This is a genomic window from Nocardia alba NBRC 108234 (assembly GCF_001612665.1).
GTDB lineage: Bacteria > Actinomycetota > Actinomycetes > Mycobacteriales > Mycobacteriaceae > Nocardia > Nocardia alba.
Genome location: NZ_BDAX01000035.1, coordinates 62,852 through 81,263 on the forward strand (window position 1 = coordinate 62,852; position 18,412 = coordinate 81,263).

Annotated in this window: 1 protein-coding gene; it reads right to left on the minus strand. The window is 69.2% G+C overall.

All coding sequences use genetic code 11. The features are described 5' to 3' along the window. Positions 1–29: 29 nt before the first annotated feature. On the minus strand, positions 30–18,287 hold the full coding sequence (locus tag NA12_RS29575) for a non-ribosomal peptide synthetase (RefSeq protein WP_255284113.1): 18,258 nt from the start codon (positions 18,285–18,287) through the stop codon (positions 30–32). Positions 18,288–18,412 lie beyond the last annotated feature (125 nt).

Sequence of the window (18,412 nt, forward strand, 5' to 3'; positions counted from 1 at the left end):
CGGCCTCCGCGCGGAAAGCGGAAACGCGGTTATCGGTCCAGCCGGGCGTTGAGAATCCGGGCGATCTCGGCCATCGCTGCGGGTTGGGTCATTTCGAGGTGGCCCGCGTCGATGTCGAACATCGATATCTGCCCGCGAACCACTCGCGCCCAGCCCTCGTGACCCGCGGCGTCGGATCGCCGCTCCCTGGTGGCGGTGAAATAGAGCATGTCGCTGTCCACGACCGCGGGACGCCACGCACCGGCCGCCCGGATCGCCAGGTTGTAGGCATCGGTCAGGCGCTGGATCCGCGCGGCGTCGATACCGAGGCTGCCGCCCAGCTGCCGTTCGATCAGCTCGGCGGCCTCCTCGGCGGTCGCCTCGGCGCTGACGACATCGACGCCCATGACCGGGCCGAGATTGCTGATCAGCTCGCCGGCCGTGACAGCGCGCAGCGTCGACTCGTCGACACCGCCCACCTCGGCGTCCAACAGCGCCAGCAGCGCGACCTGCTCACCGGCGGCGCGCATCTCGACAGCGATGGCATGGGCGATCGCACCACCCAGTGACCAGCCGAGCAGGTGGTAGGGCCCGTGTGGCTGCACCGCGCGAATCTCGTCGAAGTAGCGCGCGGCCATCTCCTCGATCGAGGTCGGGCCGGGGAGCTCGCCGCCGATCTGCGGCGCCTGGATGCCGTAGATCGGTCGACCGTCGGAGAGGTAGCGGTCGAGTGTGCGGTAGCACCACGACAGGCCGACGGCCGGGTGGATGCAGAACAGTGGGGCTCGCGCACCCTCGGTCCGGATCGGCAGCAGCGTGTCGAAGCCGGCATCGGTCCCCTCGACGGCGGCACCGGAGCTGATCCTGGACTCGATTCGCTTGGCCAGGTCGGCCGGGCACGGATCGGACAGCATCCAGCTGATCGGCACCTCGTAGTCGATTTCCTTGCGCAACTCGCTCACCACCTGCACCGACTTCAGCGAGTTACCGCCCAGGGCGTAGAAGTCGTCATCCGCGCCCACGCGGTCCACACCGAGTACGGTGCCGAAGGCCCGGGCGACCTCGCCTTCCAGCCACGACGAGGGCTCGCGGAACTCCGCTACCGCGAGCACCGGCTCCGGCAGCCGCAGCCGGTCCAGCTTGCCCGACGAGCTCACGGGCACGGTGTCGAGCACCATCATCGTGGCGGGCACCATGTAGTCGGGCAGTTTGGTCGACGCGTGCGCCGACACCGCCGCGGTGTCGACCGTGCCGCCTGTGGCGGGCACGAGGTAGGCGACGAGGTGCTCCATCACGCCGATGGGGCGCACCACCGCGATCGCCCGCGCGACGCCGGGGTGCTCGGCCAGGACCGACTCGATCTCGCCGAGTTCGATCCGCAGGCCACGCAGCTTCACCTGGAAATCGGTGCGGCCCAGGTAGTCCAATTCCCCGGTCCGGCGCCAGCGCACCAGGTCGCCGGTGCGGTACAGACGCTCGCCGTCACCGTACGGGTCGGGCACGAACCGTTCCGCGGTGAGGCCGGGACGGGACTGGTAGCCGCGCGCGAGCTGGGTGCCCGCCAGGTACAGCTCCCCCGCGACACCGGGAGGAACCGGCTGTAACCGGTCGTCGAGGACGTAGGCGCGCGTGTTCCACACCGGGGAGCCCATCGGCATGGTCGCGCTCTCCGCGTCGGTCACCCGATGCGCGGTCGAGCACACGGTGGCTTCGGTCGGCCCGTACAGATTGTGCAGCGCGACCCCGGGAGCGAGTCTGCGTGCCGCGGCCACCGTCTCGGGGCTGAACTCCTCACCACCGACCAGCAGCGTCCGCAACGACTCGAGCGACCGCGCGGGCGCCATGTCGGCGAGCACCGCCAGCATCGACGGCACGAGCGCGGTGAAGGTGACCCGCTGGGCGGCGATGATGTCGGCGAGGTAGGCCGGGTCGGTATGCCCGTACGCGCGGGCGATCACCAGTCGCGCACCCACCGCCATGGGCGCGAACAGCTCCCACACCGACATGTCGAACGTAGCCGGGGACTTCTGTAGCACGACGTCATCGTGGGTCAGCGCGTAGGTGTCGTCGACCCACCGCAGCTGGTTGACCACCGAACGGTGCGATATCGCAACACCTTTCGGTCGTCCGGTCGATCCCGAGGTGAAGATCACGTAGGCGACATTGTGCCCTCGCAGTGGTGCGAGCCGATCGGCGTCGGTCACCGGACCGTCATCGAATCCGGACAGGTCGAGCCCCTCGAGCGACGACAGCTCCAGCACCGGTGCGGCGATGGACATCATGTAGGCGACGCGGTCCGCAGGCAGGTCCGGGTCGACCGGCACATATCCGCCGCCGGCCGCGTGCACCGCGTAGACGGCGACGTACTGGTCCAGCGAACGCCGCATCCGCAACGCCACCAACGACTCCGGACCCACGCCACGCGAGATCAGATACCGCGCCAACCGGGCGACCCGCGACGCGAATTCCGCGTACGTCAACGTCTGCTCGCCTGCGGTCACCGCGGGCAGGTCCGCGTACACGCGCACGGAGTGGTCGAACAGGGAGGTGAGCGTCTCGCCCCGCGGGAGGCGGTGCTCGGTCGAATTCCACTGCGTCAGAATGGTTTCACGCTCATCGGCGCCGAGCAGATCCACCTCGCGGACCGGCTGTGTCGAATCGGTCACCGCCGCGGCGAGCATTCGCAGCAGGCGATCGACGATCTCTGTCGCGGTCGTCGCGTCGAACAGATCGCTCGCGTAGATCAGCCCGCCGCTGATGCCGACCGGGTCACCGGCGGCATCGTAGGAATCCGACAGGGTGATCAGCAGATCGAACAGCGCGATGTCGGTCTCGGCCGTCACGGCCGACGCCGTGAGCTCGGGAAGTTCGAACCGGGCGTCGGTGACGTTCTGGAACGCCAGCATCACCTGGAACAGCGGATGGTGGGCGTGCGAGCGCACCGGGTTCAGCTCCTGCACCAGCCGCTCGAACGGAACATCGGCGTGCCCGAACGCGGCCAGATCGGTCTCGCGCTGGTGTTCGAGCAGCTCGGTGATGGTCATCGTCGGCGTCAACCGGGTCCGCAGCACCAGGGTGTTGACGAACATCCCGACCAGATCGTCGAGTTCGGGCTCACCACGTCCCGCGAACGGCGTGCCGATCGCGACGTCGTCGGTATCGGCCAACCGGGCCAGCGTGGCCGCGAGCGCGGCGTGGAAGACCATGAACAGCGTGGTGTTGTGTGCTCGCGCGACCCGCTGCAATCCCGCGTGCAGTTCGGCGTCGACAGTGATCGGTACGCTCGCGCCCGCATGGGTCTGCACGGGCGGACGCGGTCGATCGGTCGGCAGCCCGAGCAGCACCGGCAATTGCGCCAACTCGCTTGTCCAGTAATCGATCTGGGCGTGCAGAAGTGACTCCGGATCGTCCTCGGCGCCCAGGACCGTGCGCTGCCAGATCGCGTAGTCGGCGTACTGCACCGGTAGCGGCGCCAGATTCGGCGTCTCCCCGAGCAGGTGTGCCGCGTACGCGGTCATCATGTCCCGTGCCAGCGGACCGAGCGAGGACCCGTCGCAGGAAATGTGGTGCACCACCACGGCCAGCACCCACTCGTTCGGCTCGAGCTCGTACAACCGGACCCGCACCGGCCCTTCGACCGTCACGTCGAACGACGTCGAGACGAACTCCGACAGCGACTCGGCCAGTTCCGGTTCCGCGACCGAGAGCACGGTCATCGGCGCGGATGCCGGCGCGCCCGACAGCACCACCTGCGATGGCGCACCCTCGGCATAGGGGTACACGGTCCGCAGTACTTCGTGCCGATCCAGCACGTACTCGAGCGCGGCGCGCAGCGCGTCGAGATTCAACTGCCCCGACATCCGGAGCACGATCGGAATGCTGTAGGCGGCCGAGCCCGGCTCCAGCCGGTTCAGGAACCACATCCGCTGCTGTGCGTACGACAGCGGAATGCGCTCGGGTCGGGGCTGCGCGGTCAGCGCGACCCGACCGGTGTCGGCCTGGGTTTCGGCGCGCGCGGCCAACCTCGCGACCGTCGGCGCTTCGAAGATCGCCGACACCGGGATGGTCACGTCGAGCGCCGCGCCGATCCGCGCGGCGACCCGGGTGGCCACCAGGCTGTTGCCGCCGAGGTCGAAGAAGTCGTCGTCGGCGCCGACGGGACCGTCGCTGCCCAAGACGTCGGCGAAGACGCCCGCCACTATCTCCTCCGCCGGTGACGCCGGAGCGCGGAATCGCTTGGCCTGCACCACGGGTGCGGGCAGGGCCGCGCGGTCGAGTTTTCCGTTCGGCGACAGCGGGATCGCGTCGAGCATCATCACCGCGGCGGGCACCAGGTACGACGGCAGCGCCTCGACCAGCGCCGCGCGCAGCTGTTCGCCCGACGGGCTCGCCCCGGCTTCGGGCACCACATAGGACACCAACCGCGCCGGCCCCTCGCCCGCACGCCACGGCAGGGTGACCGCGTACGCCACCTCCGCCCGCGCGCTCAGCACCGCGTCGATCTCGCCCAGCTCGACCCGGTAGCCGCGGATCTTCACCTGGAAATCGTTGCGCCCCAAGAACTCCAGCTCGCCGCCGACGTTCCAGCGCACCACATCGCCGGTGCGGTACATGCGGCGTCCCGATTCCGCGAACGGATGCGCCACGAACCGCGCCGCATCGGTGCCCACCCGGTTCAGATAGCCGCGCGCCAGCGCCGAACCCGCCAGATACAGCTCGCCGGCTACCCCGACCGGCACCGGCCGCAGCCGCGCGTCCAGGACCAGCGCCTGTATCCCCGGCAGCGGGACACCGATCGTCGGCCGATCCTCGGGCGCCAGCGGGCCTGTCGCCGTGGCGATGATCGTGGCCTCGGTCGGCCCGTAGAGCACCTGGAACTTCCGGGCGCCCGCGACGTCGGTACCCGCCCATCGGCTCACCAGATCCGCCGGGACCTCCTCGCCGCCCGACATCACCAGCCGCAAGTCGTCGAGCCCCGCCGGATCCACCGACGCGAGCGCGGCCGGGGTGATGAAGGCGTGGGTGACCCGCCGCGTGCGCAAGAACTCGGCCAGCTCACCGCCGCCGTAGATCCCCGTCGGCGCCACGATCAACGCACCGGCCCCACTGACCGCGATCAGGATCTCCAGCAGCGCGGCATCGAACGACGGCGACGCGAAGTGCAACACCCTCGACGAGTGCCCGAGCGCGCGGTCGGCGCGCCGCCCCGAGACGAAGTCGGCGATGCCGGAATGGGTGACGGCGACGCCCTTGGGCACTCCGGTGGATCCGGAGGTGAAGACCACGTAGGCGACGTCCGCTGGCCGCAGCGGGCGCGGGCGCTCGTCATCACTGATCGGGCCGCTCGCCTCCGTGTCGATCCGCGCGGCGACGGCCGGGTCGTCGAGCACGATCCAGTCCACCGCACCGGGCAGCTGGGCACGCACCGATGACACCGTGATACCCAGCGTCGCACCGGAATCCGACATCATCTGCGCGATCCGGCCTTCGGGATAGCTCGGGTCGACGGGCACATACGCCGCACCCGACTGCACCACCGCCCACCACGCGACGACGGATTCCATCGACCGCGCCACGGCCACCAGCACCGGACGCTCCGGTCCCGCGCCACGGCCGATCAGCGTTCTCGCCAGCCGACTCGATCGTTCGCTCAGCTGGGCGTAGGACATCGTGGTGTCCCCCGCGACGACGGCGATACCGTCGCCGTTGTCGCGGACGGCGGCGGCGAACACCTCCGGCAGCGTGGCCGACGGCTCCGACACCTCCACGGTGTGCGTCCCGACCCGCGAGGTGAGCGCCGCGCGCTCATCGGCTTCCAGCCAGTCGATATCGCCGACGACAACGGTGGGATCGTCGGCGACGGCTTCCAGTACCCGCACCAGCCGCCGGACGATCGACGCCGCGGTCGGCTCGTCGAACAGGTCCTGGGCGAAGGTCAGCATTCCCGACATGCCCTGGGCCGCACCGTCATCGCCGGTCGCGTCGGCCAGCACCAATTGCAGGTCGAACTGGATCGACCCGGTGTTCACGTCCGCGCGCGCGACCCGGACCTCGGGCAGCGCCACATCGACCGTCGAGACGTTCTGGAACGCCAAGGCCACCTGGAACAACGGATGGCGCGCCGCCGATCGCTCCGGGTTCAGCTCCTCCACGATCCGCTCGAACGGTACGTCCGCGTGCTCGAAGGCGAGCAGGTCGGTCTCCCGGGTGCGCATCAGCGTCTCGGCGAACGACTCGCCCGTATCCACCCGGGTCCGCAATGCCAGGGTGTTCACGAACATGCCGACCAGATCGTCCAGACCCGGCTCGCCCCGCCCCGCCACCGGGGTGCCGATCACTACGTCGTCGCTGCCGCTCAGGCGCGCCAACACCGTTGCCAGCGCCGCGTGCATCACCATGAACAGCGAGGTCCCCCGCGACCGTGCCAGGGCCACCAGCCGCTCGTGCAGGCTCGCATCGAGCTCTACCGGCACCCGGCCGCCCGACAGCGACGCGACCGCGGGCCGTGGCCGGTCCGTCGGTAGTTCCAGCCGATCCGGCGCACCCGCGAGCGTCGAGCGCCAGAATTCCAGCTGCTCCGACATCAACGACCCCGGATCGTCGGCGGCCCCCAGCATCTGCCGTTGCCACCACGCGAAATCCGCGTACTGCACGGCGAGTGGTTCCCATTCCGGCGCCTGCCCGGCCAGTCTCGCGACATAGGCCACCATCACGTCACGGGCCAGTGGCCCCATCGACTGACCGTCACCGGCGATGTGATGGACCACGAGCACCAGCAGGAATTCCCCGGTGCCACCGTCGCGCTCGGCGCCGAGCGCGAACAGTCCCACTCGCATCGGCACTCGCTCGGTCACGTCGAATCCGCCCCGCACGAACTCGCCCACCACCTCCGCGACCGCATCCGCGGGCACCTGGACCGGCACCACCGACACCGAGTGCTCATCGAGCACGACCTGTCGCGGCTCACCCGCGGTTTCGGGATAGATCGTCCGTAGTACCTCGTGCCGTCCGACCACATCGGCGAGTGCCGCCGACAGCGCCTCGGTGTCCAGGCGTCCGGACAACCGCAGCATCACCGGAATGTTGTGCACCGCGGAGTCCGGCTCGAACCGGTTCAGGAACCACATCCGCTGCTGTGCCAGCGACAGCGGCACAGCGTCGGAGTGCACTCCCGCCAGCAGCGGCAACCGACCCCCACCGCGCAGCCCCGCCGCCAGCTCGGCCAAGCCGCCGACGGTCGGCGCCTCGAAGACCGACCGCACCGGAACACGTGTGTCCAGGGCCGCGCCCAGGCGCGCCACCACTGTCGAAGCGCTCAGCGAATCGCCGCCCAGGGCGAAGAAGTCGTCGTCCACTCCCACCCGATCCACGTCGAGCACCTGCTCGAAGGTCCGCGCGACCAGCTCTTGCACCCCGGGCGACGGCGCCCGGAATTCTCGTGTGCGGGCAACCGGCTCGGGCAACCGCTCGCGATCGAGCTTGCCGTTGACGGTGAGCGGCATCTGCGCCAGCACCATCACCGCGGACGGCACCGAGGACCGGGGCAATACCTCGGCCAGCGCCGCACGCACCTGCTCGCCCGATACCTCCGTCCCGGGCTCGGGCACCACATACGACACCAGCACCCCGCGCTCGCCATCGTGACGCGGCACCGTCACCGCGTACGCCACGTCCGCACGCGCGTCGAGCACCGCGTCGATCTCCCCCAGCTCGACCCGGACGCCGTGCACCTTCACCTGGAAGTCGTTGCGCCCCAGGAACTCCAGCTCGCCGTCGGCGCCGCGCCGCACCAGGTCACCGGTGCGGTACATCCGCTGCCCCGGCCCCGCGAACGGGCAGGCGACGAACCGCGCCGCGGTCAGCCCCATCCTGGCCGCGTACCCATCGGCCAGGCCCACGCCGAACAGGTAGAGCTCGCCCGCGACACCGGAGGGCACGGGCCGCAACCAGGTATCGAGGACGACGACCGCGACCGGGCCCACCGGCCTGCCGATCGTGATCGCGGCACCGGGCACCAGCGCCTCGCCTGCGGTGGCCCAGATGGTGGCTTCGCTCGGACCGTAGAGATTGATCATGGTGCGTCGCGGCGCCCACCGGTCGACCAGTTCCGGCCCGACCGGCTCCCCGGCTGTCGCCAGTACGCGCAGGTCGTCGAGACCGTCGCACGAGACGGTCGCCAGCGCCGAAGGGGTGATCACGGCATGTGAGACATGTTCGCGCCGTAGCAGATCCGCCAACTCCGGTCCGGCGTAGACGTCGGCGGGCGAGATGACCAGTCGGCCGCCCGAGCCGTGCGCCATCAGCAACTCGAACACCGAGGCGTCGAAGCTGGGCGAGGCCACCTGCACCACCACCGACGTCGGGTCGACGCCGAGGATCCGCCGCTGCGCCGCGACGATATCGGCCAGGCCGCGATGGCTGACGAACACACCCTTGGGTACACCGGTCGACCCGGAGGTGTAGCTCACGTACACGATCTGATCGCGTCGAATCGGTCCGCCGCGTTCGGCGTCGGTGATCGGCGGCGTGGCAACCGGGTCCACGGCATCGAGCGTCGGTTCCTGGTCGAGGACCAGCCAGTCGACGTCGTCGGGGAGGTGTTTCCTGGTGGACGCGTCGGTCAGCCCGACCGTGGTCTTCGAGTCCGACAGCAGGAATTCGATCCGCTCCGACGGCAGGATCGGATCTATCGGAAGGAAGGCGGCGCCGGTCTTGGCCACGGCCCACAGGGCGGCCGTGGCCGCCGGGGATCGCGGAAGCACCGCAGCGACGATCTGTCCCCGCCGGACGCCGTGGCGCAGCAGGATTCGGGCCAGCCGGGTGGATCGCTCGTCGAGCTGACGGTAGGTCAGGTCGGTGCCGTCGTATCGCACGGCGATCGCGTCGGGTTCGGCGACGGCCCGCGCGGCGAGGATTCGGTCCAGCGTGTCCGGGATCGCCTGGTCCGCAACCGAAATCGGCCACGACGGCCCCGTTTCCTCGTCGAGCAGCAGCTCACCCAGCCGGACGTCGGCGTCGACGGCGATCCGGGCGAGCAACTCGACGAACCGGTCGAGGATCCTCCGCGCCGCCGCGGTGCCGAACGCGCGGTCGTGGAATCGCAGGGTGATCCGCAGGCCCTGCGCTTCGCCGTGCTCGGACTGCTTCGGTTCCACGACCAGGCTCAGCGGGTACGGCGTCGCGTCGACACCGCTGAGTTCGTCCACCCGCAGGCCCGCCGAATCGATGAGCCGCTGCAATACCGTGCGATCGACGGGGAACGACTGGAAAGTGACAGCGGTGTCGAAGAGCTCGGGCAGACCGACGCTGCGGTGGATCTCGGGTAGGCCGATGTGGTGATGGTCGAGCATGCGGGCGTGCTCGGCCTGGATGCCGATCAGCAACTCGCGCACCGTCGAGGTGGGTTCGAGCGGGACCCGGACGGGCACCGTGGTCAAGAACATGCCGAGCGTCTGCTCGACCAGCGGCAACTCCGGTGGCCGTCCCGACACCGCGGAGCCGAAGATCACATCGGTCTCCCCGGTCAGCACACGCAGATTCAGCGCCCAGGCCGCGGCGACCGTGGTGTTGAGGGTGACGGCCGCCTCCGCCGCGACTCGGCGCAGTCGCGCGAAACGATCAGCGGTCAGCTCGGCCACGGCCTCGGCGGCGGAGACCGAACCCACCGCGGCTACGTCGCGCGACACCCGAGTGGGGGCTTCGACATCCGAAAATGCCTGCGCCCATGCGGCTTTGGATGCGGCACTGTCCTGGCGACCCAGCCAGGACAGGTAGTCGCGGTAGGAGGGAGCGGGTCCGGCGGAATCGATGTGGTCGGGAGATCCGTAGTAGTCGAGCAGTTCTCGCATCAGCAACGGCATCGACCAGCCGTCCAGGATGGCGTGGTGGTTGGTGACGAGCAGCCGGAAGGACCGCGCGTCGAGGCGGATCAGCGTCAGGCGCAGCAGTGGCGGAGCAGACAGGTCGAAGCCCGCCGCCGCGTCGGCCGCGGCGATCGATTCCGGGGACCGCGCATCGCCACCACCGGCGAGATCGATCTCCCGGAACTCGATCTCGACGTGGTCGAGCACGATCTGGTACGGCCCGTTCGTCGTCTCCACGAAGGCGGCCCGCAGGATGTCGTGGCGCTCGACCAGTGCCGCGGCGGCCCGGCGCAGGCGCTCACCGTCGACCGCGCCGGTGAATCCGATCATCGTCTGGACGGTGTAGTTGTCCCCGGCATCGGCGTCGAACGTCGAGTGGAAATACACCCCGGATTGCATGGGCGACAACGGCCATACATCGGACAGGCCGCGGTAGCGCTGCTCTAGCCGTGCGATGTCGGGTGGGGTGAGCGCGACGAGCGGCGAATCCGAGGCGCGTTCCGCCACCGGCGCCGCGTCGTCGCGTGCCATCGCGGCGAGGGCGGCGACTGTCTTGGCCTCGAATACATCTCGGGGCGTGAAGGTGAGCCCGGCGGATCTGGCCAGCGCCACCAGACGCATCGAGACGATACTGTCCCCGCCGAGCGCGAAGAAGTTGCTGTCGGCGGACACGGTGTCGAGATGGAGCACCTCGGCGAAGAGCTTCGCCACCACCCGCTCGGTGGGCGTCGACGGTGTTCTGCCGCCGGAGTCGGCGTCGAAGGCCCTCTGCCGCAATGCTTTCCGGTCGAGCTTGCCGGTCGGAGTACGCGGCATCTCCTCGAGCTGCACGATCGCCGCGGGATTCATATAGTGCGGCAGCGTGCCCGAGAGGTCCTCGCGCAGTGCCGCCACATCGATCGCGGCACCCGAGGCGGAGACGACATAGGACACCAGCACCGGTTCGCCGGCGGGCCCCTGCACCACGACCGTGGCGACGCTCGCCACGTCCGGGTGCCGGACGAGGTGGGCATCGATTTCCCCCGGCTCGATCCGCAGGCCGTGAATCTTGACCTGCTGATCGCGCCGGTCCAGGTATTCCAGTTCCGACCCGGCACGGCCACGGACCCACCGCACGGAATCACCGGTGCGGTAGATCCGTTCGCCACCCGTGGATCGCGGATCCGCGACGAAGCGCGACGCGCTCACACCCGGTCGATCGAGGTAACCGCGGGCGAGTCCGGGTCCACCGAGATAGAGTTCGCCCGCGACCCCGACCGGCGCCGGTCGCAACCACCGGTCGAGAACCAGCGCGGACACGCCGCGGATCGGGCCGCCGATCGTCACCGCCTCGCCGGGTGCGAGGGCGTCCGATCCCGTCGCCCAGATCGTGGCTTCGGTCGGTCCGTAGTGATTCATCAGCCGTCGCCCGTGCGCCCACCGATTCACGGTGTCGGACCCGGTCGCTTCGCCGACGACCGCCAGCGTCGTCAACGACGGCGTCCGGGACGGATCCATGGTCTTGAGCACCGTGGGTGTGATGATCGCGTGCGAAACCCGCTGTGCCCGAATCAATTCCTCGAGGTCGGTCCCGGCGTACACCTGCGGCGGCGCCACCACGAGACAGGCGCCACTGCCGTGCGCCAGCAGCAATTCCGACAGACACGCGTCGAACCCCGGCGACGCGACCTGCAACACCACCGATTCCGTACCGACGTCGAAGGCGTCGGCCTGCGCGGACACGAGGTCGGCCAGCCCGCGATGGCTGAGGTGGACCGCCTTCGGCTTGCCGGTCGATCCGGACGTATAGATCACATACGCCGCGTTGTCGGCCGACAGCCGAGCGGCCTCGATCTCGGACACCCGGGCGATACCTTCGTCCGCGACGGGAGCCGAGGCGTCCAGCGTCAACCAGTCGACCGTATCCGGAAGGCGTTGCGCGGCATCGCCGGTCGTCACGCCGACGCGTGTCCCGGAGTCGGCCAGCAACTCCGCGATCCGTGCGGCGGGATTGCCGGGATCCAGTGGCAGGAATGCGGCGCCGGTCTTGGCCACCGCCCAGATCGCGATCACCAGTTCGGCCGAACGGGGAACGGCCAACGCGACGATCGACTCGGCGCGCGCGCCTCGGCGAGCCAGCTGATGGGCGAAATCGTCGGCGCGGCGCTCCAGTTCCCGATAGGTCAGGGCGGTGTCACCGCACCGCAGGGCCACGGCATCCGGATACTTGCGCGCGGTGTCCCACAGGATCTCGCGCAGCACGAGTTCGGCGGCGGGCGGCTCGTCGTTGCCGCCCGAAAGTAGTTGGGCCCGTTCGGAATCCCAGCAGGCGGAGATCTCGACGACCTTGCGCGCGGGGTGGCTGATGATCTGTGTGAGCAGCAGTTCGAAACGTTCGAGCAGCGTGCGAACCTCGGGCGCGTCGAACCGGTCGGTGGCGAACTTCAGCGCCACCGTGAAGGTGGCGGGCTTGTCGGCGGCGTCCGATCGACGGTCGCGACTCGGCGGGGAAACCTGCAAACTCAGTGGATACGGGGTGGCATCGTGTGCGGTGACCTCCACGAACCGCAGGCCGGCCTCGGAGAGATTGCGCGCCAGCAGTTCCCGGTCGAGCGGATAGGACTCGAGCACCGTCGCGGTGTCGAACATCTCGGTGATACCGGTGGCCCGTTGCAGTTCCGCCAACCCGATGTACTGGTGATCCAGCATGGCGGCCTGCTCGGACTGCACCCGGCCGAGCAGGTCGGCGACGGTTTCGTCGGGTTCGAGTCGGACGCGAACGGGTAGCGTGTTGACGAGGAGCCCGACCATGCGCTCGATATCGGGGATCTGCGGCGGGCGGTGCGCGATCGTATTGCCGAACACCACGTCCGAGCGTCCGGTCAGCGCGGCCACCAGCAAGGCCCACGCGACCTGCAGGGCCGTGTTGGCGGTGACGCCGTGTGAGCGGCCCAGATCGAGCAGCGCGGCGGTAGTCGCGGCATCAAGGTCCAGTTCGACCTCACCCGCCTGCGCGGTGACCGACCGATCCGGGCTGCCCGTGACCCGCGTCGGACTGTCGATTCCGGCGAGCGTCCGCTGCCACGCGGCGATCGCGGCGTCGCGATCCTGAGCTCGCAGCCACCGCAGATACTCCCGGTACGAACGCGGGGGCGCGAGCGCGGCGGTATCGCCGTCGGAGCTGTACAGCGAGAGCAACTCGTGGATCAGCAGCGGCATCGACCAGCCGTCCAGCACGAGATGGTGGTTGGTGACCAGCAATCGGAAGGTATCGATATCGGTGCGCACGAGGTGGAAACGCACCAGCGGCGGGTGGGCCGGGTCGAACGGCGCCGTCGCCGCCGTCGCGAGTCGCCGCAGCGCGTGTTCGCGCCGACCGGGATCGATGATGTCGGTGATACTCGACTCGCCCCAATCGACTTCGGTGTCGCGCACCACGACCTGACGCGGCCCGTCGGCGCTCGCGACGAAGGCGGTCCGCAGGCTGTCGTGCCGGTCGATGAGCACCTGCGCGGCCCGCCGCATCCGCGCACCGTCCACCTGCCCGGCGAACGTCAGCCCCACCTGCACGATGTAGCCGTCGTCGCCGTCCCGGTCGTAGACCGTGTGGAACAGCAGGCCCGACTGCAGGGCGGTGAGCGGCCACACATCGAGCATCGACGGGTATTCGTCCAGCCAGTGATCGACGTCGTCCTGCGAGACCTCGGTGAGCGGGAAATCGGAGGGAGTGAAGCCGAATCCGGTGTCGGACCGGACGTGATCGGCCAGCGCGCCCAGCGCGCGAGCCCACAGTCGCGCGAGCTCGTCGACCTCGTCCTCGCTCAGCACCTGTGCGGCGAACTCCCAGGTCACGTCGAGTTCGAGGCCGTCGCTCCCTTCTTCGGCGAGCGCATTGACATCGAGCACGGCTGCCAGCGCCATCGCCGGATCGCTCGTCGCGGTCAGGGCGGTGAACTCGCTGGTGGGCGCCCATGGCATCGAGCGTTCACCCATGCCGACCCGGCCGAGGTAGTTGAAACTGATCTGGGGTTCTGGCAGGTCCGCGAGCTCGGCCCGGCCCTGGGAATCGAGATGACGCAGCACCTGATAGCCGAGGCCGTCGCCGGGCACCGCGCGCAGCTGCTCCTTCACCCGCTTGATCGCCCGGCCCGCCCCCGCGCCGCCGGCCATGGCATCGTCGAGGTCGACCTCGTCGCAGTCGAGCCGGACCGGGAAGCGGGTGGTGAACCAGCCCACGGTGGCGCTGAGATCGGCGCCGGGCACGGCCCGCTCCTCGCGGCCGTGCCCCTCCAGTGAGATCAACTCGCCTTCGGCCGCCGTCTTGCCCCGCCTGCGCCGCCACTCACCCAGTGCCAGGACCAGCGCCGCAAGCAGCGGATCGTTGGCACCGCAGTGGAATCGGTCCGGAATGGTCGTGAGAACCGCCTCGGTGACCGACGCCGGGATGCGCTGACGCACCCGGCCCGCCGTGGCCCCGACGTCACGATCCGGATCCAGACGCCGCGATCCGAGTAGCTGGTCGCCTCCCGCGAGGATGGCTTTCCACCCGTCGAGCTCCGCCGACCGTCTGTCCGGCGCCCCCTCGACCAATCCGTGCGCCCACCGCCGGAACGAGGTGGTGGCCGGGCCGAATCGCGCTTCGCCGCCGTCGCGGATCTGCGACCAGGCCTGCGCGAGGGCGGTGAGAATGATCCGCCACGACACCACGTCGACGGCGAGATGGTGGACCACCAGCCACATCAGGTCGGGTGCCGAACCGTGGCCATCCCGCATCCAGACGGCTTGCACGAGCACACCGTTGCCCGGATCCAGTCGATCCGCGGCCTTCTGCAGGTGCCGGTCGACTTCGGCGGCGTCACGTCGATCGAGCCGAACGTCGACGAGCGCGGCGTCCGGGTCGACCGATTTCGGCTCGAGTACCTCGACGTGCCGATCAGCGCCGTCGACGCGCAAGACCGCGCGCAGCATGTCGTGGCGATCCAGCAGCGTCCCCAGCGTGCGCACGAGACCCGCTCGATCGACCCCTTCGGGCAGCTGGACGAGCGCGGCCTGCCCGAATCGGTCGAAATGACCGCGATCGAGCATCGCGTACATGATCGGCGACAACGGCAGCGGTCCTACGCCGCCGCCGGGCAACTCGGCCAATACGGGGGTATCGCTGCCCTGCGATGCCGTGGCCGTGGCCGCCAAGCCCGCGACGGTCTTGTGCACGAACACGTCCTGGGTGGAGAAACTCAATCCCTCGGCCTTGGCCCGCGCCACCAGCCGGATAGACAGAATACTGTCGCCGCCCAGGGCGAAGAAGCTGTCGTCCGCCCCGACGAGGGGCGCGCCGAGCACCTCGGTGAACAGCGTCGCGACCGCCTTCTCCCTGGCGGTGGCCGGCGGTCGGCCGACCGGCGCGGTGCCGAATTCCGGCTTCGGCAGCGCCTTGCGATCGAGCTTGCCGAAGGCATTCACCGGCAGGCTGTCCAACGCGAGGATCACCGCCGGGACCATGTGCGGCGGTAGCGAGTCGCGGGCGAAGCGTTCGAGTTCGAGCGGTTCGATCCGACGGCCATCGACCGGGACCACGTAGGAGGCCAGCACGGTCGTGCCCACGTTGTTGGGCACCGGCACCGTCACCGACAGATCCACGTCCTCGTGAGTGGTCAGCGTGGCGTCGACGTCGCCCGGTTCGATCCGGTATCCGCGGATCTTGACCTGGAAGTCGCTGCGTCCGGCCAATTCCAGCGTCATTTCGGCGTTGTCGCCGGTCCAGCGCGCGATATCGCCGGTGCGGTACATCCGCTCACCGAAACCGCCGTACGGGTCCGCGATGAACCGGGCGGCGGTTTCGACGAACAGATGGCTGTACCCACGGGCCAATCCCGGCCCGGCGAGGTACAGCTCGCCCACGGTGTTCTTCGGCACCGGTTGCAGCGCCCGGTCCAGCACCATCGCCGAGACGCCGCGCAGGGGCCCGCCGACCTCGTGGGCGTGGCCGGGTCTGAGCAGGGCGCCGACGGCCGTCACGGTGGCCTCGGTGGGACCGTACTCGTTGTACATGGACAACGACGAGGTCCACCGCTCGATGACGTGCGCAGGACAGGCGTCGCCGCCGACCACGACGACGCGCAGATCGGTCGCCGACTGCGGGTCGACGGTCGACAGCATCGTGGGCGTGAGCGTCAGGTGGGTCACGTGCTCATCGGCCAGCAGCCGGGTGAGCGGTTCGCCGCCGGTGACCTCGGGCGGCACGATCACCAGCGTGGATCCGCTCGCGAAGCAGGTCAGGAACTGTTCCATGGAGGCGTCGAAACTGGGCGAGAGCGCATAGGACACCCGCGAGGTCGTGTCGATTCCGTACGTGTCGGCGCGGTCGGCAACCAGATTCGCGAGCCCGGTATGGGTGACCTGGACGCCCTTCGGCGCGCCGGTGGAACCCGAGGTATAGGTGATATAGGCGATATTGGACGGCCGGAGCGGGCGGATACGGTCGCCCTCGGTGAACGGGCCGCTCGCGGCGTCGCCGTCGACCATGGTCGCATCGTCGAGAACCACGGCACGCATCGCCGACGGGAGCCGGTCACGCAGAGGGTCGATCGTGATCGCCACGGTCGCGCCGCTGTCGGCGACCATATGCTCCACCCGCTTACGCGGGTACTCGGGGTCCATCTGGACGAACGCGGCACCGCATTTCGCGACCGCCCACGTCGCCACGACGGATTCCACCGAGCGATGCAGCATGATCGCCACCGCCGTGTCCGGTCCACAACCCAGCGCGCTCAGCTGCCGGGCCAGCTGGGAGGACCTGGCGTCCAGCTCGCCGTAGGTCATCGTCTGCCCGGCCGAGATGATCGCGCACCCGCTCCGGTTCCGGCGCGCGCTCTCGGTCAGAATCTCCGGGAGCAGGCGTGTTCGCACGCCGCGTTGCCCCCGCACCCGCGGCAACGCGGACCGCTCCGGTCCATCGAGCAGCGACAGTCGGGCGATCGGGCATTGCGCTCCCCCGGCGAGGAATTCGTGCAGGAACATGCGGAACCGCCGATGGTGATCGGCGAGCTCGTCCGGGGTGTAGGCATTCGGATTTCCCTGGAAGTCGATATGGGTACTGTCCTTGCCGGCGCCCGGGTAGATATTGACGAAGAGGTCGGCGGTGGGGCCCGAGGTGAGGACATTCAGGCGGCCGGTGGTGTTGCCCAGCACCACCTCGTTCTCGATCATCATGAGATTCACGGCCGGTCCGAAGGACGCCGCCTCGTCGCGCGCGATACCCATGTCGTGGAAGATGTCCTCCTGGCGGTAGCGCTGGCGCCGCAGCGCACTCGTCAACTCGCTCTGTACCGCGGCGATCAGTTCACCGACGTTGCGGCCGGCCACCTCGATCCGCAGGGGGACCACGTTGGCCACCATCCCCCCGGAACGGCGCAGCACCGCGGAGTGCCGACCCGAGACCGGCAGGCTCAGCATGACTTCGTCGCTTCCGGTCATCCGCGCGAGGTAGGCGGCGAACGCGGCGACGATGATCGGAGCCACGCTGCGGCCCTGTTCGAGCGCGACGCTGTTCAGCAGACTCGCGGTGTCGTCGGGCAGTTCGGTACTGACCAGCGTGGGATGGATGGTCGGCTTGCCGACGCGACCGGACAGGCTGACAGCGGGCGGCGCGCCCTCCAGGTGTTCGAGCCAGTAGCTGCGGTCGTTGTCGAAACGGGTGGAATCCCGGTAGGCCAGATCCTGCTCGACGATGACACCGAGGTCCTGCGCCGCACACGGCGCCGGTTCCTCGGACTTCACCCAGGCGTTGTACAGCTCGGTCATCCGGTGCAGCATCGTTACCGCGGCGAATCCGTCCAGCGCGATGTGGTGCGCGCGCTGGTACCAGAGGTAATGGTCCTCGCCGACCTCGAAGACGATGCTCGTCACGAGGTCGTCGTTCGACATGTCCAGCGGCGTGGAGTAGTCCTGAGTCATCAGCTCGCGCGCGGTCGCGACCGGATCGGCGTGCCGGCGCAGGTCCATCACAGAGACCGGGGCTCCACGTTCCTCGTCGACGAACTGACGCGGCTCCCCGTCGACCTCGGTCAGTCGCGTATGCCCGGACCCGAACTCGCGACTGGCGGTTCTACAGGCCCGCGCGAGCAGTTCGGCGTCCAGCTCGCCGACGATCTCGACGTACTGGGCCACCGAGATCGGTGACGAATCCGTCAGGTGCTGGGCAAACCAGATCCCCCGCTGCGCCGCCGTCAGTGGAAAGACATCGGGTGACGGGCCCCCACTGCCGTTGGAGCCGGCGCTGGAACCGTTGCCCGATTCCACGTTTCGGGAAGAACGGAATGCGCCGATTTCCAGCCACTTCGACCCATCCGTACTGCCATCGATGCGACTCTGTCGGGCCATTTCGACCTCCATTGATACCGCTCGTTTCAAGAGGTCGATTATATAGCCGAAAAGTTGCCATATTTGCTTGGAGAAACCTTGCAACATGGTCACGAACGAAGAATCGGAAGTTTACGAACCAGCGGACATCCCGCTCGGCGCCACCGCTCACGGCACCGAGATCGACGCACTCACCGGCGGGTCGGATCGACCACCGATCCATCGTCGGACCA

Coding starts and splice junctions, on each gene's coding strand:
- NA12_RS29575 (WP_255284113.1), bottom strand. CDS start 18,287: ATGTTGCAAGGTTTCTCCAAGCAAATATGGCAACTTTTCGGCTATATA.